Source organism: Flavobacterium longum (assembly GCF_965137575.1).
GTDB classification, from domain to species: domain Bacteria; phylum Bacteroidota; class Bacteroidia; order Flavobacteriales; family Flavobacteriaceae; genus Flavobacterium; species Flavobacterium longum.
Genome location: NZ_CBCRZJ010000004.1, coordinates 319,228 through 340,095 on the forward strand (window position 1 = coordinate 319,228; position 20,868 = coordinate 340,095).

Annotated in this window: 17 protein-coding genes and 3 tRNA genes; 7 read left to right on the plus strand and 13 right to left on the minus strand. The window is 50.8% G+C overall.

Annotation, left to right across the window (positions count from 1 at the left end):
* The first annotated feature begins 13 nt into the window (after positions 1-13).
* The 4 genes from ACM9J1_RS09515 to ACM9J1_RS09530 all read left to right on the plus strand — a co-directional run bounded on the left by ACM9J1_RS09515 (position 14) and on the right by ACM9J1_RS09530 (position 735).
* Positions 14-86, plus strand: a tRNA-Lys gene (locus tag ACM9J1_RS09515).
* Between the two features lie 32 nt (positions 87-118).
* Positions 119-191, plus strand: a tRNA-Lys gene (locus ACM9J1_RS09520).
* Between the two features lie 30 nt (positions 192-221).
* Positions 222-303 (plus strand) — tRNA-Leu (locus ACM9J1_RS09525).
* Positions 304-372: 69 nt separating this feature from the next.
* A complete protein-coding gene (locus ACM9J1_RS09530) occupies positions 373-735 on the plus strand; it encodes a hypothetical protein (protein WP_415581798.1) in 363 nt (120 codons plus the stop codon).
* Positions 736-1,050: 315 nt separating this feature from the next.
* On the opposite strand, the gene ACM9J1_RS09535 is transcribed toward ACM9J1_RS09530, so the two are convergent.
* On the minus strand, positions 1,051-3,174 hold the full coding sequence (locus ACM9J1_RS09535; RefSeq protein WP_415581799.1) for a S9 family peptidase: 2,124 nt from the start codon (positions 3,172-3,174) through the stop codon (positions 1,051-1,053).
* Positions 3,175-3,315: 141 nt separating this feature from the next.
* A complete protein-coding gene (gene cphA, locus ACM9J1_RS09540) occupies positions 3,316-5,940 on the minus strand; it encodes a cyanophycin synthetase (protein ID WP_415581800.1) in 2,625 nt (874 codons plus the stop codon).
* A gap of 114 nt (positions 5,941-6,054) precedes the next feature.
* Here cphA and ACM9J1_RS09545 point away from each other — a divergent pair, with 114 nt between their 5' ends.
* The 3 genes from ACM9J1_RS09545 to ACM9J1_RS09555 are packed head-to-tail and all read left to right on the plus strand — an operon-like array spanning position 6,055 to position 7,960.
* On the plus strand, positions 6,055-6,201 hold the full coding sequence (locus ACM9J1_RS09545) for a hypothetical protein (protein WP_415581801.1): 147 nt from the start codon (positions 6,055-6,057) through the stop codon (positions 6,199-6,201).
* Positions 6,198-7,121, plus strand: coding sequence for a cyanophycinase (locus ACM9J1_RS09550; RefSeq protein ID WP_415581802.1), 924 nt, complete (start codon positions 6,198-6,200; stop codon positions 7,119-7,121). Before ACM9J1_RS09545 ends, ACM9J1_RS09550 begins: the two co-directional genes overlap by 4 nt.
* Positions 7,118-7,960, plus strand: coding sequence for an isoaspartyl peptidase/L-asparaginase (locus ACM9J1_RS09555; protein ID WP_415581803.1), 843 nt, complete (start codon positions 7,118-7,120; stop codon positions 7,958-7,960). Before ACM9J1_RS09550 ends, ACM9J1_RS09555 begins: the two co-directional genes overlap by 4 nt.
* 15 nt (positions 7,961-7,975) lie before the next feature.
* Here the strand turns inward: ACM9J1_RS09555 and ACM9J1_RS09560 are convergent, their stop codons facing one another.
* The 11 genes from ACM9J1_RS09560 to thrS all read right to left on the minus strand — a co-directional run bounded on the left by ACM9J1_RS09560 (position 7,976) and on the right by thrS (position 20,679).
* Positions 7,976-8,803: a GNAT family N-acetyltransferase gene (locus ACM9J1_RS09560; protein WP_415581804.1), complete on the minus strand. Its 828-nt coding sequence runs from the start codon at positions 8,801-8,803 to the stop codon at positions 7,976-7,978.
* Between the two features lie 5 nt (positions 8,804-8,808).
* Positions 8,809-9,333: a DinB family protein gene (locus ACM9J1_RS09565; protein ID WP_415581805.1), complete on the minus strand. Its 525-nt coding sequence runs from the start codon at positions 9,331-9,333 to the stop codon at positions 8,809-8,811.
* Positions 9,330-11,858: a M1 family aminopeptidase gene (locus tag ACM9J1_RS09570; protein ID WP_415581806.1), complete on the minus strand. Its 2,529-nt coding sequence runs from the start codon at positions 11,856-11,858 to the stop codon at positions 9,330-9,332. The genes ACM9J1_RS09565 and ACM9J1_RS09570 overlap by 4 nt, the downstream gene beginning before the upstream one ends.
* The gene (locus ACM9J1_RS09575) at positions 11,855-12,328 is read right to left on the minus strand and encodes a GNAT family N-acetyltransferase (protein ID WP_415581807.1); all 474 of its coding nucleotides are present in this window, start codon (positions 12,326-12,328) and stop codon (positions 11,855-11,857) included. The genes ACM9J1_RS09570 and ACM9J1_RS09575 overlap by 4 nt, the downstream gene beginning before the upstream one ends.
* Before the next feature lie 67 nt (positions 12,329-12,395).
* Positions 12,396-13,316: a GlxA family transcriptional regulator gene (locus ACM9J1_RS09580; RefSeq protein WP_415581808.1), complete on the minus strand. Its 921-nt coding sequence runs from the start codon at positions 13,314-13,316 to the stop codon at positions 12,396-12,398.
* Between the two features lie 136 nt (positions 13,317-13,452).
* Positions 13,453-14,967 (minus strand): DUF4394 domain-containing protein, encoded by a 1,515-nt coding sequence (locus ACM9J1_RS09585; protein WP_415581809.1) that lies wholly within the window; start codon positions 14,965-14,967, stop codon positions 13,453-13,455.
* Positions 14,968-15,184: 217 nt separating this feature from the next.
* A complete protein-coding gene (locus ACM9J1_RS09590; RefSeq protein WP_415581810.1) occupies positions 15,185-16,837 on the minus strand; it encodes a S41 family peptidase in 1,653 nt (550 codons plus the stop codon).
* A 415-nt stretch (positions 16,838-17,252) separates the two neighbouring features.
* A complete protein-coding gene (rplT, locus tag ACM9J1_RS09595; protein WP_415581811.1) occupies positions 17,253-17,597 on the minus strand; it encodes a 50S ribosomal protein L20 in 345 nt (114 codons plus the stop codon).
* Positions 17,598-17,760: 163 nt separating this feature from the next.
* Positions 17,761-17,958 carry a 50S ribosomal protein L35 gene (gene rpmI, locus ACM9J1_RS09600; protein WP_014164268.1) on the minus strand — a complete coding sequence of 66 codons (198 nt, stop codon included), beginning with the start codon at positions 17,956-17,958 and terminating at the stop codon, positions 17,761-17,763.
* A gap of 172 nt (positions 17,959-18,130) precedes the next feature.
* Complete coding sequence (infC, locus tag ACM9J1_RS09605) at positions 18,131-18,658, minus strand: translation initiation factor IF-3 (RefSeq protein ID WP_415581812.1); 528 nt, start codon at positions 18,656-18,658, stop codon at positions 18,131-18,133.
* Positions 18,659-18,720: 62 nt separating this feature from the next.
* Positions 18,721-20,679: a threonine--tRNA ligase gene (gene thrS, locus ACM9J1_RS09610; protein ID WP_415581813.1), complete on the minus strand. Its 1,959-nt coding sequence runs from the start codon at positions 20,677-20,679 to the stop codon at positions 18,721-18,723.
* Between the last annotated feature and the right edge of the window lie 189 nt (positions 20,680-20,868).

Sequence of the window (20,868 nt, forward strand, 5' to 3'; positions counted from 1 at the left end):
AAGAAATGACATTGACTCGATAGCTCAGTTGGTAGAGCACAACACTTTTAATGTTGGGGTCCTGGGTTCGAGCCCCAGTCGGGTCACAAATTCCAAGGGAACATTTCTAAAACGCTTTGACTCGATAGCTCAGTTGGTAGAGCACAACACTTTTAATGTTGGGGTCCTGGGTTCGAGCCCCAGTCGGGTCACACAAAAAGACGGTAGTCTTTGAGTCACCAGGCCATGTGGAGAAATTGGTAGACTCGCCATCTTGAGGGGGTGGTGCCGCAAGGCGTGCTGGTTCGAATCCAGTCATGGTCACGAATGAATCAAAAAGGTTCAAAAGAAAAAAGCCCGAGCTTGCTCGAGGCTTTTTTCTTTTGAACCTTTTTGATTATCAGCGCGGAGCGCTGCTGGATGTTGCGAAGCAAAATCCAGTCATTCGTGGTGTTCCGGCTTGCTCGAGGCTTTTTTCTTTTGAACCTTTCTGATTATCAGCGCGGAGCGCTGCTGGATGTCGCGAAGCGAAATCCAGTCATTCGTGGTGTTCCGGCTTGCTCGAGGCTTTTTCTTGGCGCCCGAGCAGAGCGAGGGCGCAACAAGCCAAAACATGTTGTGCAGTGGGAAAACCTAGCGCGCCTGTGGTTGCTGTTTGGCGCCCTCGCGGAGCGAGGGCGCAACAAGCCAATCATTCGCAGTGCTGTCTTCATCTTTGCTTTCAATACAGGTGAGTTTGCCGCGCTGCCGATTTGAATGTCACGTTTTGTACAGTTTCCTAGCCGGTAGCGAGTTTGATGCGCCTGCCTTTTGGCTGATTGGCGCCGCCGCGCAGCGGCGGCGCAACAAGTCATCTTTTTCACGATTAAAACAATCGGCGATAACCCAAACTTCCACCATGCGCCGCACACCCGGCAACCACCGCGGCCTAGCCCTGATGCTGGCATTGTCGGAGCTCTTTTTTGCAGCGTAGCGGAGAAAAAAGCGACTGCCTGCAGCAGGTTCCCGTGCTCCAAAAAAAAATCCCGGAACGAAATGCTCCGGGATGACTAGCTATTTTTGGGAAAAAAATTACTTGTTGTTTTCCATGATATAGCCCAGGACTTTCTGCATGAGGTGCACGCGGTCTTTGCCCAACACATTGTGTTTGTGCATCGGGTAGGCGAAGAAATCCACTTGCTTGCCGGCTTCTACAAAGTTCTTGATGAGCGCGAGGTTGTGTTGCATGACCACGACATCATCGCTCGTGCCGTGGATGAGCAACAATTTGCCCTTGAGGTTTTTCACATAGCCCAGCGTGGAATTCTCGTCAAAGCCCTTTTGGTTTTCGGCAGGCGTATCCATATAGCGCTCGCCATACATGATTTCATAGTATTTCCAATCGGTCACCGGGCCGCCGGCCACGCCTACGTTGAACGTTCCGGCCTTGCGCAACATGAGCGATGTGGTCATGAAACCGCCGTAACTCCAGCCGTGTACGGCGAGCCGGTTTGCGTCCACATACGGCAACGATTTCAGGTATTCCACGCCTTTGAGTTGGTCTTCCATTTCGTGGTAGCCCAATCGTTGGTGGATGACACTTTCGAACGCCACACCACGGTTTTCTGAGCCTCGGTTGTCCACGGTGAATACAAGATAGCCTTGCTCAGCCATCCAGAACATCCAGAGGTTGGCGCCGTCGAGATAGGTATTGGTTACCATTTGCGCGTGCGGTCCGCCGTAAACATAGACCATGACCGGGTATTTTTTGTTGGGGTCAAAGTTGCTCGGTTTGATCAGGCGTGTGTACAGATCTGTTGTGCCGTCGGCGGCTTTGATGGTTTTCACTTCGGACGTGCCAAGAGTATAACCGTCGTATTTATTTTTGCTTTCGAGTAGCGTGGTGGCCTTGCCGGATTTGTCGATGAGCAACGACTTTGAAGGCGTGCTGCGGTTGGTGTATTCATCGAAAATGTAATTGCCGTCTGGGCTGATGGCCACCGAGTGCGTGCCTTCGTTTTTGGTGAGGAGTGTTTGCTTTCCTTTCAGGTCAACCTTATACACCAAAAGGTTAGTTGGGTTCGGGCCAGTGGCGGTAAAGTAGATTTCGGTGCCCGCTGGGTTTGTCCCTAAAATATCCTTGGCGACGAACTTATTGGCGGTCAGTTGCTTGAGGAGTTTGCCGTCGATGGAATAGTAATACATGTTGTCGAAGCCGTCTTTCTCGGAAAACCAAATGAAGTTGTTTGATTTGGCCGACGGGAAATAAGCCGCGTGTTCCGGCTCGACCCATCTCGTACTTTTTTCTTCGAGAATCGTGCGCACAAACGCGCCGGAAGTGGCGTCGTACACATTCAGGTGCATGTCGTTCTGGCCGCGGTTCAGTTCGGCGATCAACACATATTTTTCATCCGGTGTCCAAGACAGGTTGGTCAAATAGTCGTCGGTATTGCCGCGTGGCGAAATATAAACGCTTTTGCCTGTCGTAAGGTTGTAGATGCCAACTTTTGGACGTTCGCTTTTTTGCCCGATCATCGGGTATTTGATGTTCTCCAATTTGCCCGGCGTCGCGGTAATGTCCAGCAGCGGATAGTCGGCCACATCGGTCTGGTCTTTCTGGTAAAAAGCAAGATAGTTTGATTTGGGCGACCAGAACGTGCCTTTTGAAATCCCGAATTCGTTGCGCGCGAAGAATTGCCCTGATACGATCGCTTCATTGGTTTCGCTCGTGACCGCCACGCGCTGGCCGTTTTTCAAAATGTACAGGTTGTTCTTTTCGGTGAAGGCGATGTGTTGTTTGGTGTTATCGAGTTCGGCATTCTCTGCGGTTTCGGGCAGTTCAAGTATTTTTTTACCCGATTTCGTATTGATGTTGAACTCGTAGAATTTGAGCCCGTCGGTCATCAGCAGCGTATTGGCGTCTTTCCATTCGATGCCGAAGAACGACTTGAAATCTGATCCGAGCGCTTTGTTGAGATCGGCGAGTGAAACCAGCTCCGAAGCCGCAGCGTTGGCCGTGGAAGCCGTCATGAGTTTGCGGCCCGAATCACCAAAGAACACATATTTATTCGTGGTTGGAATCCATTGGAAGTTCAGCATTTTGTCGGCCCTGAACATTCGGTTTTGTTGCATCACCGCGTCTTCGAGCGATATTTGTTTCTGCGCCGACGCCGCCAGCGATACGAAAAGGCCCAAGGCCAAAAGCAGTTTCTTCATAAATCTAAAATTGGTGCGTAAATATAATGACTTGCGCCGGAACTATGTCGGTTGGCAGCCGGTTTCGTTACGGCAATTGTCATGGTTTTACAAAAAAAAGATACCGCCGGTTGGGGCGGTATCGGTTACAGTTTTATTTCATCAGAGCAAAGCCTGCTCGTTCTCCTTGTCAAGGTATTCCTGGACGATGTCTATCGCATTGTCCACGACGTCGCTCAAAGCTGTAATGAACGTGCCTTCTTCAGCAATGTTCATGGCATGCTTGATGGCATCCACTTCCTTGGTGATGACTTCATGCGTTACCGGTTTTCCGGCGGCAGCGATGCCATCGAGGATCAGGTTATTGATTTCGTCCTCGGTGCGTCCGCGCAAGTGTTTTTCCTGGCGGATGATGATGTGGTCGAACATACGGGCCGCAATCGTTGCGCATTCGCGGATGTCTTCGTCACGACGGTCACCTACACCGGCAATGATGCCGATCTTCTTGTTCGCATCCACCGATTTGAGGAATTCCTCAATGCCGCGGTAACCGGCGGGGTTGTGCGCGAAGTCGATCATGACCTTGAATTTCTTGAACGTAAAGATGTTCATGCGGCCCGGTGTCTGCGCGGCGCCCGGAATGAACGTGCGCAAGGACAGGCTGATGTCTTCGGTCTGGAAGCCGTGCAGGTAGGCAGCCAATGTGGCGGCCAACGCATTCGCGATCATGAATTTCGCCTTGCCTTCCATGGTGAGCGGCACGTGCAACGCGCGTTCCACCCGGATTTTCCATTCGCCTTTCTTTACCGTGATGAAACCATTTTCATACACCGCAACGATTTTTCCTTCCTTACACATTTGCTTGATCAGCGGGTTGTCTTCATCCATGCTGAAATACGCCACGTTGCAGTGCAGGTTTTTCCCGATTTTCACGCATTGCTCGTCTTCGGCATTGAGAATCGCCCAGCCGTCTTTCTTTACGCTTTCCACGACGGTGCTTTTCACCCGCGCCAAATCGTCCAGCGTATGGATGTCGCTCAATCCCAAATGATCTTCCTGGATGTTGGTGATCACGGCGATGTCGCAACGCCCGAAACCAAGCCCGGAACGCAAGATGCCGCCGCGTGCCGTTTCGAGTACGGCGAATTCAACCGTCGGGTCTTTGAGGATGTATTCCGCGGAAATCGGCCCGGTGGTGTCGCCTTTTTCCATCATGTGGTTTTGCACATAAATACCGTCGGACGTAGTAAACCCGACTTTGTAGCCATTGTTCTTGACGATGTGCGCAATCAGTCGCGTGGTCGTGGTTTTGCCGTTGGTTCCGGTTACCGCAATAATCGGGATGCGGCTCGGTTTGCCCGGCGGATACAGCATGTCAAGCACGGGCGAAGCCACGTTTCTCGGCAGTCCTTCCGATGGCGCCAAGTGCATCCGGAAACCCGGTGCGGCATTGACTTCTAGGATAACGCCGCCATTTTCCTTGAGCGGTTGCGTGAGGTTTTCGGCCATGATGTCGACCCCGCAAATGTCCAGCCCGATGACGCGCGAAATGCGTTCGCACAAAAAGATGTTTTCCGGGTGCATCATGTCGGTAACGTCAACCGATGTGCCGCCCGTAGACAAGTTGGCCGTCGATTTCAGGTACACCGTTTCGCCCGCTTTTGGGACGGTTTCTAACGTATAATTCAGTTTTTCGAGCAAGTCGGTCGTATCGCGGTCAACCGTAATTTCGGTCAGGACATTTTCGTGTCCGTAACCGCGTCGCGGATCGAGATTCGTGGTATCGATGAGTTGCTGGATCGTGTCTTTTCCGTTGCCCACAACATGCGCCGGAACGCGTTTGGCCGCCGCAACCAGTTTGTTGTTGATGATCAGCACCCGGAAGTCAAATCCGGTAATGAAGCGTTCCACGATGACACGCCTGCTGTATTTTTTGGCGTGCGCCAGACCTTCTACAGCGTCTTCCCAATTGGTCACATTGATGGACGCGCCTTTGCCGTGGTTGCCGTCAAGCGGTTTGAGCACAATTGGGTAGCCGATTTTCTTGATGGTGTGTTCCAAATCTTCTTCGTCCACGCAAATGCTGCCGCTGGCTACGGGAATCGATGCCATTTCGAGCATGCGCTTGGTTTCTTCCTTGTTGCAGGCGATGTCAACGGCGATGTGGCTCGTCTTGTTGGTGATGGTCGCCTGAAACCGCACCTGATTGATGCCGTAACCGAGTTGTACCAGTGAATTTGTTCCGAGTCTGATCCAAGGAATGTCGCGCGCCACGGCTTCTTCCACAATACTGCCCGTACTCGGGCCGAGTCGGACGCGTTCGCGGATTTCACGCATTTTCTGGATGTCGGCATCCAAATCGTAAGGCGTTCCGGCGATAAGCGCTTCGGCGATGCGCACCGAGGCCTCGGCGGCATACACGCCCACATTTTCTTCCATGTAGCTGAAGACGACGTTGTAAATGCCGGGCGTCTTGGTTTCGCGCGTGCGGCCAAAACCGGTATCCATGCCTGCCAACGTCTGAATCTCGAGTGCGATGTGTTCAATGACATGGCCCATCCAGGTGCCGCGCTCGATGCGGTGGAAAAAGCCGCCACGCACGCCTTCCGAACATCGGTGATCGATCAGTGAAGGCATCAGTTCTTCAATGCGCTGGCGGAAACCCTCGATCTTGTCGGTGGGTTTTTGCTCCATGTCTTCGAGGTCTAGGCGCATCTGGATGAGTTTCTTGCGCTGGATGCTCCAGATATTTGGCCCTTTCAGGACCTGGATCTTCAATATTTTCATAAATAACGGATGGTTTTATTTGGATAATGTCTTGTTTTCAGGAGTTTGTATTTCGAATTTTAAATGGAAATCCCGCGGGTGCAGAAAATATTCTAGTGATTGCGTTAAAACATTGTGATAGATTTCACTAAAATATGGTTTTTACCCAATCAAACAAAATTTAAAGGATTTTCCGGCCAACTTTTTTTAACGCCACATTTTATCGAAAAAAAAGCGCGTAAAATTGGTGTTTTTATCTTTTTGGTTATTTTTGGCGCATGAACATCAAAGGCAAGTTAATCATTATCGGGGGGGCAGTTGACAAAGGAAGTTTCACCGAGACCGATCTTGACAAGAATGTCGCCAACAACCTCAACTTCTTCGAGACCGGCATTTTAAAACGCATTCTTCTCGAAGCGAAGCACAAAGAGCAATCACGAATCGAAGTCATCACGACGGCATCCAAAATCCCGAAGGAAATCGGGCCGGAGTACGTCAAGGCGTTCAATTATTTGGGCGCATTGAATGTGGATGTGATGAACATCGACAAACGCGAAATGGCTTCGCAACCAGACATCATAGAGCGTTTGCGTGCCGCTGACGTGGTCATTTTCACCGGTGGCGACCAGTTGCGATTGACGTCAATCCTGGGCGGGACGGCTTTCCACGACATTTTGCTTGACAAATACCACAACGAAGATTTCATCTACGCCGGGACTTCTGCGGGCGCCGCGGCGGCTTCCAACAACATGATTTACCAAGGCAGCAGTTCGGAAGCACTGTTGAAAGGCGAAGTCAAAATCACCTCCGGTCTCGGACTGATCGACGGCGTGGTCATCGATACTCATTTCGTGCAACGCGGCCGCATCGGGCGTTTGTTCCAAGCCGTCGTGGGCAATCCGCGGACACTGGGCATCGGTTTGGGCGAAGACACGGGGCTTTTGATCAAGCACAATACAGAAATGGAGGCCATCGGATCCGGACTGGTGATTTTGGTCGATGGGCGCGAAATCAAGGACACGAACCTCACGCAAATTGAACTCGGGCAACCGATTTCCATCAACCATTTGGTCACGCACGTCATGAGTATTTACGACACGTTTGACCTCAAGACCTTTAAAATGACGATCAAGTCTTCACAGTACGCCGAGAATTTGACCTTTACGAAAGAAGACATCGCCTCCGAAAGAACAGTACGATGAAAGTCATCATCCACGGCGGATTTTTTTCCGAGTCCTCGCAAAGCCACGAAACCAAAGTCGCCAAACAGCAGGCATTGTTGCGCATCGCCAGAGCGTCACATGACTATCTGAAAACCCATTCGGCCGTAGAAACGGTTGTTTACGCAGTTTCGTTGCTCGAAGACGACGAACTCTTCAACGCCGGCATCGGGTCGCAAATCCAGAGCGACGGGAAAATCAGGATGAGTGCGTCTCTCATGGATGGCGAAACCCAGAAATTTTCAGGTGTCATCAACATCGAAGACGTCAAAAACCCCATACAAGTCGCGCAAAAACTCATGCCGTTCGACGACCGCGTCCTTGGTGGTGAAGGCGCAACGAACTTCGCACGCCAACACGGCTTCGAAGTATTCTCCACGGAAATCCCGCAACGCCGCGCCGAATACGAAGCCAAACTGAAATCAAACGGTTCGGGAACGGTAGGCTGTGTCGCCATCGACAAAAACGGGAAACTAGCTGCGGCCACTTCCACCGGCGGCAAAGGGTTCGAGATTCCAGGGCGCATTTCAGATTCGGCAACCGTGGCCGGCAATTACGCCAATGCCTTGTGCGCCGTAAGTTTGACCGGCGTGGGCGAAGACATCGTCAGCAATGCGACGGCGGCCAAAATCGTCACGCGCGTCACCGACGGTTTTCCGCTTCAAGACGCCTTCGCCAAAACTTTTGACGAACTCAAACCGTATGACGGTTTCGCAGGCGCCATCGCCATTGACAGCCGCGGGAATATGTGCCACCAGGATTCGCACCCGAAAATGGTCTTTGCGAGTTTCGACGGCGAAAAGGAAGAAGTCTTCCAGTAGAAAAATCAAGAAACATTAGGCGCGAAACAATTGCATATCAAGCTGGCTGACCGTTTCTGTCAATCCGATGCTTTTCAGGAATTCGATGCTTCCGCTCGCATCGTCAACGTTGATGACCGAAACGTCTTTTGACAAATCAAGCTGTTGTACGTGTCCAAACAACTGTTGGCCGATGCCTTTGCGACGGTAATTTTCAGCCACGGCGAATTGTTTAATCCTGAGGCTGGCGGTCGCAAAAGCAACATAACCCACGAGAAGATCGCCGTCGAATGCGCCGAAAGTCCCGTGCAAAAGAGGCATCCGAAACATCACATCCGACGCATTCTGATAGGTCGGAACGAAATCCCAAAAATTTTCCGGAGTATTAATGTCACTGAATTCGATTCGCCTGATGGTCGCACCATGGTTCCGCGCCGTTGCAACTTTGCCTTTGAAGCAAGTGACTTTCCGGGATGTTTTAAACCCCATCTGCTCATAGACCCGAATCGCTTTCACGTTGGCTGCGATGACTTCCAGCCGGTGTTGCACAATGCCTTTTTCGGCCAGTCGCGGCAATAGGAAATCATACATCCTTCGCGTGAGATTTTGCCCTCGGCAACCAGGAATCACGCCGGTTCCCGCATTGTAAGCGACGATTCCGTTGGTGCCGATGAGTATGAAACCCACGAGTTTTCCATCCGAAAAAGCACCTGCCGAGCATTGCAATGCAATGTTTTCCAGTAGTATTTTCGAGGCCACGTCAGCTTCGGACAACGTCAATGGCACGACGTAATCTGAGAAAGCTACATTGAACGTGTCGGCGATTTCGGAGGTAGTGACGCCGTCGAGCGTGTTGATTTCCATAGCATTTACTTGCCCAATAAAGGTAAGTATTTCTCTTTGAAAACCCTGAAATGCCAACGTTGGTGGCCGGCAAGGATGAACCCGATGGCCAGCGGCGAATACGTCCCGGAGAACGCTTTTCCGTTGTGCAGCATCATTTCGGGCGTAAACGAGCGAAAAAGCGCTATCGTAGAAAGCCGCACGGCGCGCCATTCATCCACCAAATCCGCAATGCTGCGTTGGTTGGCGTTGGTGTGGTTGCCATACCAATCTTCGTCGTAAGACAACATGCGTTGCGGTTCCTGACGGGCGAACGACAGCGCGCGGTAAGCGAAAATCCGTTCGGTGTCGATGATGTGCTGGATGATGTCTTTGGCTGTCCATTTTCCGGGCGCATAGACTTGGTCGCCCATGGCCTTCCAATCCGCGATTTTCAGGTGGTCGATTTCATACAAACTGACGGCGAGCGCTTCCAGTACGGGCACGTCGTCGGCCAGATCGATGTAACGGTCGAAATACTCGGGCATGGGGTTGATGGCTGATTTTTTCATGGTTTCGTATTAAAGGATTGTTCTAGTTGTGAAATGGCCTGCATGGCGTTGGCGTCGTTTGCGAAACGGGCTTTCAGGATTGGGAAAAATGCCGCACCGCGCGGATTGCCGAGCCGCATCATGAGTTGTGTGTTGTAAAAGATGTCATTGGTGTTGCGTGCTTCAATTGATTTTTGGAATCGTTCGAAGACAACATCATACGCTGCGTCGGTCTTGCCGAGCGATTGCAACACATCGGCGGCGGCCAGCCGGTAATCCCAAGTAGGCACGGCCAGTGTCCAGTGCGGCAACGATTTGTCCCGGAAGGCATCGAATGCAAACTCATAAGCGCGCGCATCGCCCAATTGCTGCAAACCATTGAGCGCCGAAATCAGGCTTTGGCTTTTCCAAGACGGACGGTTTTTCAATGCCACCAATGCATCAAAGGCTTTCCGGCTTTTGCTTCGTCCGAGCGCAACGGCGGCGGCATTCACCACGCGGTCGCTTTCGTCGTGCAACTGGGCAAGGTAAATTTCATCGTATTCAGGATTGCGCGTTTGGCCCAGAAAAGTGATGGCGGCGGTTTTCATCCAGGGCATGTCGTGGCCCATCACGAGTTGCAGCATCGTAAGTGTGGCCTGATCCAATTTTACGGGTTTGTTGTTGCCTGTCATGATGCCCTGAAGCTGTTGTAACGCGATGAAACGCAACCGCCAATAGCTGTCGCCGGCGATGACACCGCGAAGCGACTTTAGGATTTTTGTGGCATCCGAATCCGTTGTTTTTGGGTCTTTGACTATGGTGACCAATTCAAAAAGCGCCTCGTTGCGGGCCATGATGTCGGTGCTGTTGTCAAACTGGTATAGCCATTCGGCGAGCGTTTTTTCGAATGTCACTTCCTTGATCCAGATGTTGCCGTAATCGAAATGGACGAGTTTGGGCACCGATGGCAGCGGGAATGAAAAAGTGTTTTCAGGTGTTGCGGCGATGCGGATGGTTTGAATATCGCCGTCGATTTCAATCGCGATGTTGCCCTCGAAATAGTCCTGGTCCAGAGGCGTACTTTTCTGTTGCGTCTGCTTGACCGTCAACGTGAGTATTTGGTTTTTACGGTCGTATTTTTTTTCGATGTTGAACACCGGATGCCCGGCTTTGTATAACCATTGTCTGAAAAACCAATCCATCGGTCGGCCCGCCACTTTCTCACAGATGCGCTCGAAATCTTCGGTGGCAACTGGTTTCCAGACGTATGTTTTTGCCAGTTCAGAAACCGCTTGCCACCATTTTTCATCGCCCATTTCGTGCCGTAACATGTGCAGGACCAAAGCGCCGCGTGCGGTGGCATAGTTGTCTCCCAAGAGCGTCGTGGCGTCGGTGAATTCATCGGTGACAATGGCGCGCCGGACATCGGATTTCCAGTCGTTCAGATAGGTGTTCTGATCGAAATTCACGACATACAAATGAAATTCGTCGCGTCCGTTTCTGTGCTCGTCGTACAATCCCGAAAGGTAGTGTGCCAAGGATTGGGTAAGCCATCCGTCGCGCCACGAAGCCGCAGGAATCGTGTTACCGAACCATTGCCGGGCGAGCGCTTCGGCCTCGGTCAAGTCCCAGAGATAGAAGTAATCTGCATGTGTGCCGTAGTCGTCCACCATATTTTCGGTGATGACCGATGTGGCCGCGCCTGTCAAAAATCCCGGAAGTTCCTGCACGAATACCTGGGAATATTGGTTGTACGGATATTTTACACCCGTTTTTTCGGAGAAGAATCGCATCATGTCGGCCAACCGCACGGTAGAATCTTCGGTGGCCTGAACTTCATTCGGATAGCCGTAAGAATCCAATTGGATGTCCTGATAAAACTGGCTGTTGACGACGTACTGGCCGGCAACGATCAAGGTGCGTGAAAGGGTGTGCGGCGTGTCCGTTTTCCAATGGAATGTTGTGGTGTTATCTTTATTTTGGGTCGCGCCAACCAAAGAGCCGTTGGAAATGACCATCAGCGGATTGGGCACCGTCGCCTTGATTTCGGACGTGTACAAATCATTTGGCGCTTCGTTGCACGGAAACCAATATTTGTTGCCTTCCGGGTCGCCGAATGACCAAAGTTGTTGGTGACGACCCGGGTCGGTATCTGATGGTGAAAAGAACCGCAAGCCTTTGCCGTTGCTGCCCCAAATGTTGTTCGGGTCTGTGTCGTTGATGTAATTGGTGTGGTACGCGATGGCAATGGTTAGGTTTTCGTCGGGTCGGTATTTCCGGTCGAGGTCGATTTTCAGTCCGTCGTTGTTGTCGCCGCCGTCATACGTAAAGGCCGTTGCTTTTCCGTTGACTGTCACAGATTGGATGGTGAGCATGCCTGCGTCGAGTGCTATCACGTCGGTGGCAACCCCTGGCTTCAACGTGATATTGGCCGTGCCGGAGGCGGTTTTCGTCGCCCAATCAAAAGACAGATCGAGTGCGATGTGTTTGATGTCGGGCGTGGTTTGGGCGGATGCCATCGAAGTCAGGAATAGTGTTGCTAAAGTGATGACGGATTTGATCATGATGCCAACTGTTTAAGGGTGTTTTCGTCAAGGTAGAACCGGACTTTCTCTTTCGAGGTCGCCCCGATACGGCGGTAGAACTTGATGGCGCGCGTGTTGAACGGTGGCGTGTGCCATTGCATGAGCAAACAGTTTTCAGACACCATGATTTTTGCGATTTCCCGAATCAGCGCCTCGCCAATCCCGAAGTTGCGCGCCTCGGGCTGTAGGAACAGACAGTCTAGGTAGGCGAATTCGGCGGCATCCCATGTTGAATAATCTTTGGTGAATGTCGCGTAACCCACGATGCCGTTTGCAGTTTCGACAACCAGACAGCGCAGTTTCGGATGGGGCGAAAACAGTTCGCGCGACAGGTTTTCGGCCTTTCCGTCCGGGCTGTAATCGGCTTGTTCATGGGCGGCGTGCGCTGCGCACAGGTTGATAAGGTCATCGATGTCTGTTGGGCGTGCTTTTCGGATGTCGTATTCCATGAGTATGGGCAATAAAGGTTCAGCCGGCGTGAACCGGAATGTTCTTCTTCTTCTATCAATGGGTTGTTTAAGCTTTCATGATGCGGCTGATTTGCCGTTCGCTTTTCAGCCCACAATGCCGGGCGATGTCGCGGCGTGACAAGTCAGGGTTCTTGAGCAATTCCCTGATTTTTTCCTTTCGCAGTAAATTGATGTAGTCGTTGATGGTGATGCCGGTTTCCTTCTTGAATACGCGCGTCATATTACGCGTACTCATGCAGGCGATGTCGGCCAGGTCGTCGAGCAGTAATTTCTCGTCGATGCTTTCTTGTAGCCGGTCCTGAACTTTATGGATGCCGCTGTGGATGTGGTTTCGGTATTTCAAATGGACGCTTTGTTGTGCGTCCTGGCCCGAACGGCGGTTATACACCACGAGTTCGCGGGCAATCTTATAAGACAAATGGTCATCCTTGAGTTTCGCCACAATGTGCAACGCGAGGTCGATGCCCGACGTGACGCCCGCGCTTGTAAATAGCCGGTCTTCTTCGGTAAACAAGATGTTATCGAGCACGTTTACCCTTGGGAATTTCCTGCGCAGGATGTCCGTGTGTTTCCAATGTGTGGTGCATTTGCGCCCGTCGAGCAGTCCGGTCATGGCCAGAAAATAAGCGCCGGTGCAAATAGAGCAGAGATTTGCTTTTTTGTGCCAGGCATCAATCACCCATTGGAACAAGTCTTTTTGCGCCGCCATTTCCGGGCCGTTGATCAGCGATGTCTCGGCACCGGGAATCATAACGTAATCGCCTTCGTTTACATCGACCTCGCTGAAATGCTCTAGGGCGCCTAAACCAAGAAGAGTCGATGTTTCCAAGGCATCCGTGTAAGAACAATACACCACGTCAACGGGCAGGCCGTAGTCTATGGCTTCATAGAAAACTTGGTCAGCACCGGCCAAATCGAGCAAGTGTACTTTTGGTAGGACGAGAAAGATGATCTTTGTTTTTTTCATCTTGAAGATAAAGGATTATAACTACAGTCTTAAGCGAAATTAATTGGTATGTCCGAATAAATGTAGTCAATAAATGGACAAATGTGGCCATAAAAAAACCCGGCACGAGGCCGGGCTGCATCAGGGTTAAGGGCAGTTAGAATCCTAACCCGAGTGCGAAACCTTTCACCGAGGCCGGGAAGTCGCCCATGGCTGTGGCCGCACCGGTTGTGGTGTTGATCATGTACACTTTCGCGTTACCGCCAACCGTCAGGATGGCATAGGCCATGTTCGACGTGCCGCCGATATCGAAACCGTTAGAAGCCGTAACGTCTACGCCAAGTGCACCAACGCCCACGAGTGTACCGTTATTTGGCGGGGTTTGCGTATAGAGCATGTCGGTTGTGGAATCTATGTCAAACAAGACGGTTGTTGTCGCGCCCGGGAAATTGTTGGTGTAAGCCGCCGCAGTAACGTTTGGCGTGCCCGGATTGAGCATGCCGTCGGTAGCCGAAAGCGTGCCGTCGTTCGGGTTGACGCGCAAGTTTTGGCCGGTGTTGCTCACGATGCGGATGCGGTCAACGGTAGGGTTGAAGTCAAACCCGAAGTCGGTGCCATCAAGCGTCGCGAATGGGCCCGAACCAACCATCGTAGCTGCGCCGGTGGCCGTGTTCAGCGCATAAAGCCTGCCGGTGCTGCCCAAGGCGAAGAGTTGGCCGTTTACCGGACGCATGTCTATCCCGAGAACGTTCTCTGACGGTTGCAGGTTCGTGATGGCTTTCACGGTTGTTGTTCCCGGCATGTTCGGGTTGAAGATGTGCAGGTTGTTGGCCATGTCAACGGCATAAGCCACTTTTTGCGTTGGGATGGCGAGCCCAATGATGGCCGTGCCCAGCATACCCAAGTCTTTGGCTTTACCGGTCATCAAATCGATTTGATACAGATGATCCATGCTGCCGTCCTTGAAATTGGCCAGCGCGATGTTGCTTTCGGGTGCGATGTCAAAGCCGACGTCGCCCATTGGCATAGCTGGCAAATCCAAATCGCCGACGGCTACCAAAGTGCCATCGTTCGGCGGATTTTGTTTGTAGAGCATGCCCGTTGAAAAGTCAGCGACGAACAATTCAGTTGAACTTGCGCCAGCCATATTGTTGGTGTAGGCGGCGCTGCCGACGTTAGGCGTGCCTGGATTAAGATTGCCATCCGTAGCCGCTACCGTACCGGTCTCAGGATTCAAACGAAGGTTTTGCCCACTCGAAGTCACCAGACGGATGCGGTCAACCGTCGGGTTAAAATCAAACCCGACCATGCTGCCCGAAATTGCTGGGGTAAAAGGTGCGCTTCCCACTGCCGTGGCCGAACCCGTGTTGGTGTTGATGATGTACAGGCGGTTGGAATTGCCCAATCCGTAGAGTTGGCCGGTTCCAGGACGGAAGTCTATGGCCAATAGGTTTTCGCCCGATTGCAAGCCTGTGATAGGCATGTTGCCCATGGGTGTTGCGGCATTGTTGGCGTTGTACTTCACCAGCCCATTGGCCGCCGTCAGTCCGTAGAATTCCAAATCGGGCTTGGAGGTCATTGGGTCATTGTCGTCGTCGCTGCTGCAACCGGTGAAAACGAATGCCGAAGCCATGGCGCCAAGGCCAAACAAGATGTTGAATGCTTTTTTCATGTTTAATGGTTTAATTAGTATTGCCCCATTTACGATGGTTTGGCGCGGACGGTTTTCGCGTTGGGAAAAAATTATGACATAGGTGAAAAAAAAATCCCGCACGTGGCGGGATTCCATTGGCCTTTCGGCCAGATTTTGTTTTGATATTTACTGGTGTAAAGTTGCAACATCAGGTTGGTCGCGGCAATACGGAGAAATACGTATTTTGCTCGGACGGCTACTGCGCCGCCAGTTTCAGGGCTTTTTCCAGCACTTCGTCGCGGCCTTCCCGGACGCCGGCAATCGTAGGCTTAACTTCCAGATCTACCCGGATGCCTCTGCGCTGGGTTTCGGTGCCGTCTGGGTAAAAAACGCCAAGGCCGGTAAGGTAGCTTTTGTGGTTGCCAGGGAACAACACCTCGCTCACATTGCCATCGGCGCCCGCAGTCTGGCTCCCGACGGTCGTGACGTTTTTGGCGGTTTGAAACAACATGGCCGTAAACTCGGCGTGGCTTTGTGTGGATTCATCCACGAGCAAGATGATTTTACCCGCGTATAAGTTTTTTTCGGCGCGCATTCCGTTGAAGAATTCCTTGCGCCAGACGAATTTCCCCGGGTAGTCTAGGTCTGGCTCGGTAAAGTGAACAAACGGCGCGTCAGGCCTGCTGAGGTGACGGGCAATCAAATACATCGTCCCTTTCGGGTAGTTCCTGATGTCGAAGATAATGGTCTTCGTGGTCTTGAGCGAATCCATCATCCGGTCTACATTCTTAATGTCGAATTCCAGATTGCCCATGTCCACATAACCGATGTCGCCGGCCATGATTTTCCAAGGCTTCTTACTTGCCGCAATGGTGGGTTTGAAGCTGTCCCGCCGATAGCGGTTCACCATTTTTTCGGCAGTTGTGCCATTGCGGTTGATGCTCAGGTTAACCTTGTCTGTCTGGCCGTTGGTGATGCAATAATAGGTGTTGCGCAGTTTCGTAGGATGATTTGACCCGTTGATGAGATGCCACTGCCTTTTGACGATGTCGGCTACCGTTTCGCCATTTACTTTTTCAATGACGTCGCCGATCCTAAGATCGTTCGCTGCGGCCAGTGAATCGTCATAAAACCCGGTGACGACCGCTTTTTCGTCGATGATTTTGAATTTCGCCGGAATCCAGTAATACCCGAAATACTCGTTGGTTTTGATGGTGATCAGGTTGGCATGGCTGTCATCTAGTTTTACGACCAGTTCGAGCATGGCCAGGCGGTATTGTTGGTCAGACGCGGCATGGATGAACTTTGGGATCATTTCCATGAGCACGTCGTCCCACTTCTGGTCTGTCATGTATTTGTAGGGCGAGAAATATTCCACTTGGTTCCAGTAGCGCGCCAAAGCCAGCAACCGTATGTTCATGTCTTGCCAATCGTGCCCTTTGTAGTCATTTTCGTTGCGGAATTCCACATTGCCGACTTGCCGGTGCGCACCTGCATAATGGGATTTTCCCTGGTGGCGGTTTTCCTCAATCTGTTTGAGTTTGGCCGACAACGCGGCGGTGAACAAGTTTTGGTCTTGGGTCCAGCCCAGATCGAAGTTCTTGTCGAAATGGATATTTTTGGACGGTTTCGCACATGCGCTACAAGTTGGCACTGGGCCGAGGCCGTCAATCCAATCGCCATACATTTCGGATAACGATGCTTTGTCTTGTGCGGCTTTGGTCTTGTCGAGGATGTCGAACAATTGCTTGTCCCAGTCGAATTTGCCTTTCGCCACCTGCGGATGGTAATACTTAAGGAAACCCCAGAGTTTGATGGTGGTGAAATTTTTTTCGGTTTCGGTGATGGGCGCTACGGTAGCGAATGCGAAATGCGATGCGAGGAAAAGCAAGAGTGTTGTTTTTTTCACGAGTTTTGTTTTTTATGGATGACATAGTTAAAACAAACCGCTGAAATGACTGTGGTTGTAAGTAAATTTTTAACACCCGAAAGTCAGCATGCTCGGAAGTTGCCGTCTTCCGGCAATGAAGTTTGACTTCTTTTGAAGATGGATTTCCGGGAAAGATGGGTTTGCGTGAGGGATTGAAGCGGCAGCCCGCAGCGCAGCGAGGACTATAGCGGAAAGCCCGACGGCGCGACGATAACATAGTAAGCGGAGCCAATTGTCTAACGCGCCGGCACGCCCAAATAAAAAATGATGAGTTGGAGTGCCAACTTCAGGGAATTCAAATCATCTGGCAACTGGCAACTAAGAACGAGAAACTAAAAAACCCGCTCTTTCGAACGGGTTTCCTATAATAAGTAGTAATGGTTGGACAAAAACGTTATTTTACTTTCTTGACGATGGCCTTGAAAGCCTCTGGGTGGTTCATGGCGAGGTCGGCCAAAACCTTACGGTTGAGTTCGATACCTGCTTTTTTCACCAACCCCATGAACTGAGAATAAGACATGCCTTCCAGACGGGCACCCGCGTTGATACGGGTAATCCACAATGCGCGGAAGTTACGCTTGTTCTGCTTGCGGTCACGGTAGGCATAAAGCATTGCTTTTTCTACCGCGTTCTTGGCTACTGTCCAAACGTTTTTGCGGCGGCCGAAGAAACCTTTGGCCTGTTTCATCATTTTTTTTCTGCGTGCCCTTTTGGCAACTGAATTTACTGATCTTGGCATAATTTACTTTTTTTTGAGGCAGGCGTCCTTGATAATCGAGGAACTTAGTGGCCGTACTTCAGGGTTATTAAATGTTTAAACCGGAGGATTTAGTTTATAGTTGTTAGTTTTTAGTTGTTAGAAAATCTATCTAGCAACTATCAACTAACCACTAGCAACTGTCTTAGATAATCCTCAATTGTTCCTTAACGCTTTTCACGTCAGACTGGTGAACCAGCGCCGAGTGCGTCAAGGCAAGCTTGCGCTTCTTTGACTTTTTAGTCAGGATGTGGCTTTTGAAGGCGTGTTTCCTTTTGATTTTTCCAGAGCCGGTCACTTTGAAGCGTTTCTTGGCGCTGGATTTGGTTTTCATTTTAGGCATTTTTCCTAAGATTTATTTATTACTACTTATTGTTTTTAGTGGCTAGTGGTTAGTGGCTAGTGGCTAGATGTTGGTTGTGGCCGAATACTTTCGACTTTTCTAGGGACTAAAAACTAAAAACTATCAACTTATTTTTTTCTTCTTCTAGCAACTAATAACTAGCCACTAGCAACTATTTCTTTTTCTTCGGCGCAATGAACATGATCATCCGCTTTCCTTCAAGCACAGGCAACGATTCTACCTTTCCGTGTTCTTCAAGGTCTGTGGCCAAACGCAGCAACAGTATTTGTCCTTGTTCCTTGTAAATGATGGAACGGCCTTTAAAGAAGACAAACGCCTTGAGTTTTGATCCTTCTTTCAGGAATTTCTCGGCATTTTTCTTCTTGAATTCATAGTCATGCTCGTCGGTTTGCGGCCCGAAACGGATTTCCTTGATGGTCACTTGCGTGGATTTGGCCTTCAAAACCTTGTCGCGCTTTTTTTGCTCGTACACGAACTTTTTATAGTCCATGATTTTGCATACCGGCGGCTGGGCGTTCGGGGAAATCTCGACCAAGTCAAGTTCCTGTTCGTCGGCCATGCGCAAAGCGTCGGCAATCTTGTACACGGCTGGCTCGATGCCATCGCCTACAAGCCTTACTTCTGGCGTGTTGCGGATGTGGTGGTTAATCCGGTGCGCGTCTTTCTTCTCGACACGCATTGGTCCTCGGTTGTTTCTAATTGCTATGACTAAAAATTTTTAAATTATACTTATTACAATAACTAATCGGCAACAACGAATGTCTTCAACGTTTTGTTGATTTCGTCATTTACCATCGCGGCGAAATCTGCAATCGAAACCGTGACGTTGCCTTTGCCTTCCTGGCCGTGGCGGCGTACCGATACGGTTCCGGACTTTTCTTCTTCCTCACCGACAATCAACATGAACGGGTATTTTTGCGTTTCTGCTTCCCGGATTTTCTTGCCGATGGTCTCGTTGCGATTGTCAATTAGGGCGCGAATTTCGTGATTTTCGAGCAATTCCAAAACTTTTTTCGCATAATTTTCATATTTCTCGCTAAGAGACAGGATGATAGCTTGTTCGGGCATCAGCCATATTGGGAAATTTCCTGCGGTGTGTTCCAGTAAGATCGCGATGAATCGTTCCATGGAACCAAACGGCGCGCGGTGGATCATCACCGGCGTGTGCAGTTCGTTGTCTGATCCTTTGTATTTTAGCTCGAAACGCTCCGGTAAATTGTAGTCGACCTGAATCGTGCCCAATTGCCATTGGCGGCCCAGTGCGTCTTTCACCATGAAATCGAGTTTTGGCCCATAGAACGCCGCTTCGCCGTATTCCACGACGGTATTCAAACCTTTGTCTTTGGCCGCATTGATGATGGCGTTTTCAGCCTTCTCCCAGTTTTCATCGGAGCCGATGTATTTATCGCGGTTTTCCTGATCGCGCAATGATATCTGCGCGGTGAAATTTTCGAACCCAAGCGACCCGAAAACGTACAACACCAAATCGATTACTTTCTTGAACTCGGCGTCCAACTGGTCCGGCGTACAGAAAATGTGCGCGTCGTCCTGTGTAAACCCGCGAACACGCGTCAATCCGTGCAATTCGCCCGATTGCTCGTACCGGTAAACGGTTCCGAATTCGGCATATCGCTTTGGCAAATCCTTGTATGACCAAGGTTTGCTGTTGTAAATTTCGCAGTGGTGCGGGCAGTTCATCGGCTTGAGCAAAAACTCTTCGCCCTCGGCCGGCGTATGGATTGGTTGGAAGGAATCGGCACCATATTTCGCGTAATGCCCAGATGTAACGTACAGTTCCTTTTGCCCGATGTGTGGCGAAACCACTTGTTCGTAGCCGGCTTTTTTCTGTGCGCGCTTCAGGAATTGCTCCAAACGATCGCGCAGTGCGGCGCCTTTCGGCAACCACAACGGCAACCCTTGACCTACTTTTTGGGAGAACGTGAACAATTCCAGCTCTTTCCCGAGTTTTCGGTGGTCGCGGCGTTTGGCTTCTTCCAAAAGCTCGAGGTATTCGGTCAAGTCTTTTTGTTTCGGGAACGAAATGCCGTACACGCGGGTAAGTTGCTTATTTTTCTCGTCGCCACGCCAGTACGCGCCGGCCACGCTCATGATTTTCATCGCCTTGATCAAACCCGTATTTGGGATGTGTCCGCCGCGGCATAGATCGGTAAATGTGGCGTGGTCGCAGAAGGTAATCGTACCGTCTTCCAGGTTTTCGATCAGTTCTACTTTATAAGGGTTGTTTTCTGCTTTGTAAAAGGCCAGCGCATCGGCCTTGCTCGATGAACGCATCTTGAACTCATGTTTTTCGCGCGCAATCTCCAGCACGCGGTCTTCAATTTCCTTGAAGTCTTTGTCTGCAATCGTCTGGTCGCCGAAATCCACGTCATAATAGAAGCCGTTTTCAATCGCCGGCCCGATGGTGAGTTTCGCATTCGGATATTTCTCCAGAATCGCCTGCGCCATGACGTGCGACGTAGAATGCCAGAACGCTTTCTTGCCCGCGGCATCGTTCCAGGTATAAAGTACGAGTTTGCCGTCGGTCGTGAGCGGCGTGGTCGTTTCAATGGCCGTGTCATTAAAGGATGCCGAAATTACATTCCGTGCAAGTCCTTCGCTAATACTCATGGCAACATCCATGGGTGTTGCGCCACTTGAAAATTCCTTCACCGAGCCATCTGGCAGCGTAATCTTTATCATTGTCATTAAATTGAGGCGCAAATATAGGAGATTGGCGCGTGTTGCACAATAGGAGCGGTTTTAGTTTTTTGGGCGTTCCGGCGCCATTGCATTATGCCGTCGGGCTTTCGGCGGTCGCTTTGCAGACCCCAAAGGTTTTCAAAACCTTTGGGGTCTTGGGCAAGAGCTCCGACAACGCCTCCATCCCTA

Coding starts and splice junctions, on each gene's coding strand:
- ACM9J1_RS09535 (WP_415581799.1), bottom strand. CDS start 3,174: ATGAAGAAACTGCTTTTGGCCTTGGGCCTTTTCGTATCGCTGGCGGCG.
- cphA (WP_415581800.1), bottom strand. CDS start 5,940: ATGAAAATATTGAAGATCCAGGTCCTGAAAGGGCCAAATATCTGGAGC.
- ACM9J1_RS09550 (WP_415581802.1), top strand. CDS start 6,198: ATGAACATCAAAGGCAAGTTAATCATTATCGGGGGGGCAGTTGACAAA.
- ACM9J1_RS09555 (WP_415581803.1), top strand. CDS start 7,118: ATGAAAGTCATCATCCACGGCGGATTTTTTTCCGAGTCCTCGCAAAGC.
- ACM9J1_RS09560 (WP_415581804.1), bottom strand. CDS start 8,803: ATGGAAATCAACACGCTCGACGGCGTCACTACCTCCGAAATCGCCGAC.
- ACM9J1_RS09565 (WP_415581805.1), bottom strand. CDS start 9,333: ATGAAAAAATCAGCCATCAACCCCATGCCCGAGTATTTCGACCGTTAC.
- ACM9J1_RS09570 (WP_415581806.1), bottom strand. CDS start 11,858: ATGATCAAATCCGTCATCACTTTAGCAACACTATTCCTGACTTCGATG.
- ACM9J1_RS09575 (WP_415581807.1), bottom strand. CDS start 12,328: ATGGAATACGACATCCGAAAAGCACGCCCAACAGACATCGATGACCTT.
- ACM9J1_RS09580 (WP_415581808.1), bottom strand. CDS start 13,316: ATGAAAAAAACAAAGATCATCTTTCTCGTCCTACCAAAAGTACACTTG.
- ACM9J1_RS09585 (WP_415581809.1), bottom strand. CDS start 14,967: ATGAAAAAAGCATTCAACATCTTGTTTGGCCTTGGCGCCATGGCTTCG.
- rplT (WP_415581811.1), bottom strand. CDS start 17,597: ATGCCAAGATCAGTAAATTCAGTTGCCAAAAGGGCACGCAGAAAAAAA.
- rpmI (WP_014164268.1), bottom strand. CDS start 17,958: ATGCCTAAAATGAAAACCAAATCCAGCGCCAAGAAACGCTTCAAAGTG.
- infC (WP_415581812.1), bottom strand. CDS start 18,658: ATGCGTGTCGAGAAGAAAGACGCGCACCGGATTAACCACCACATCCGC.
- thrS (WP_415581813.1), bottom strand. CDS start 20,679: ATGATAAAGATTACGCTGCCAGATGGCTCGGTGAAGGAATTTTCAAGT.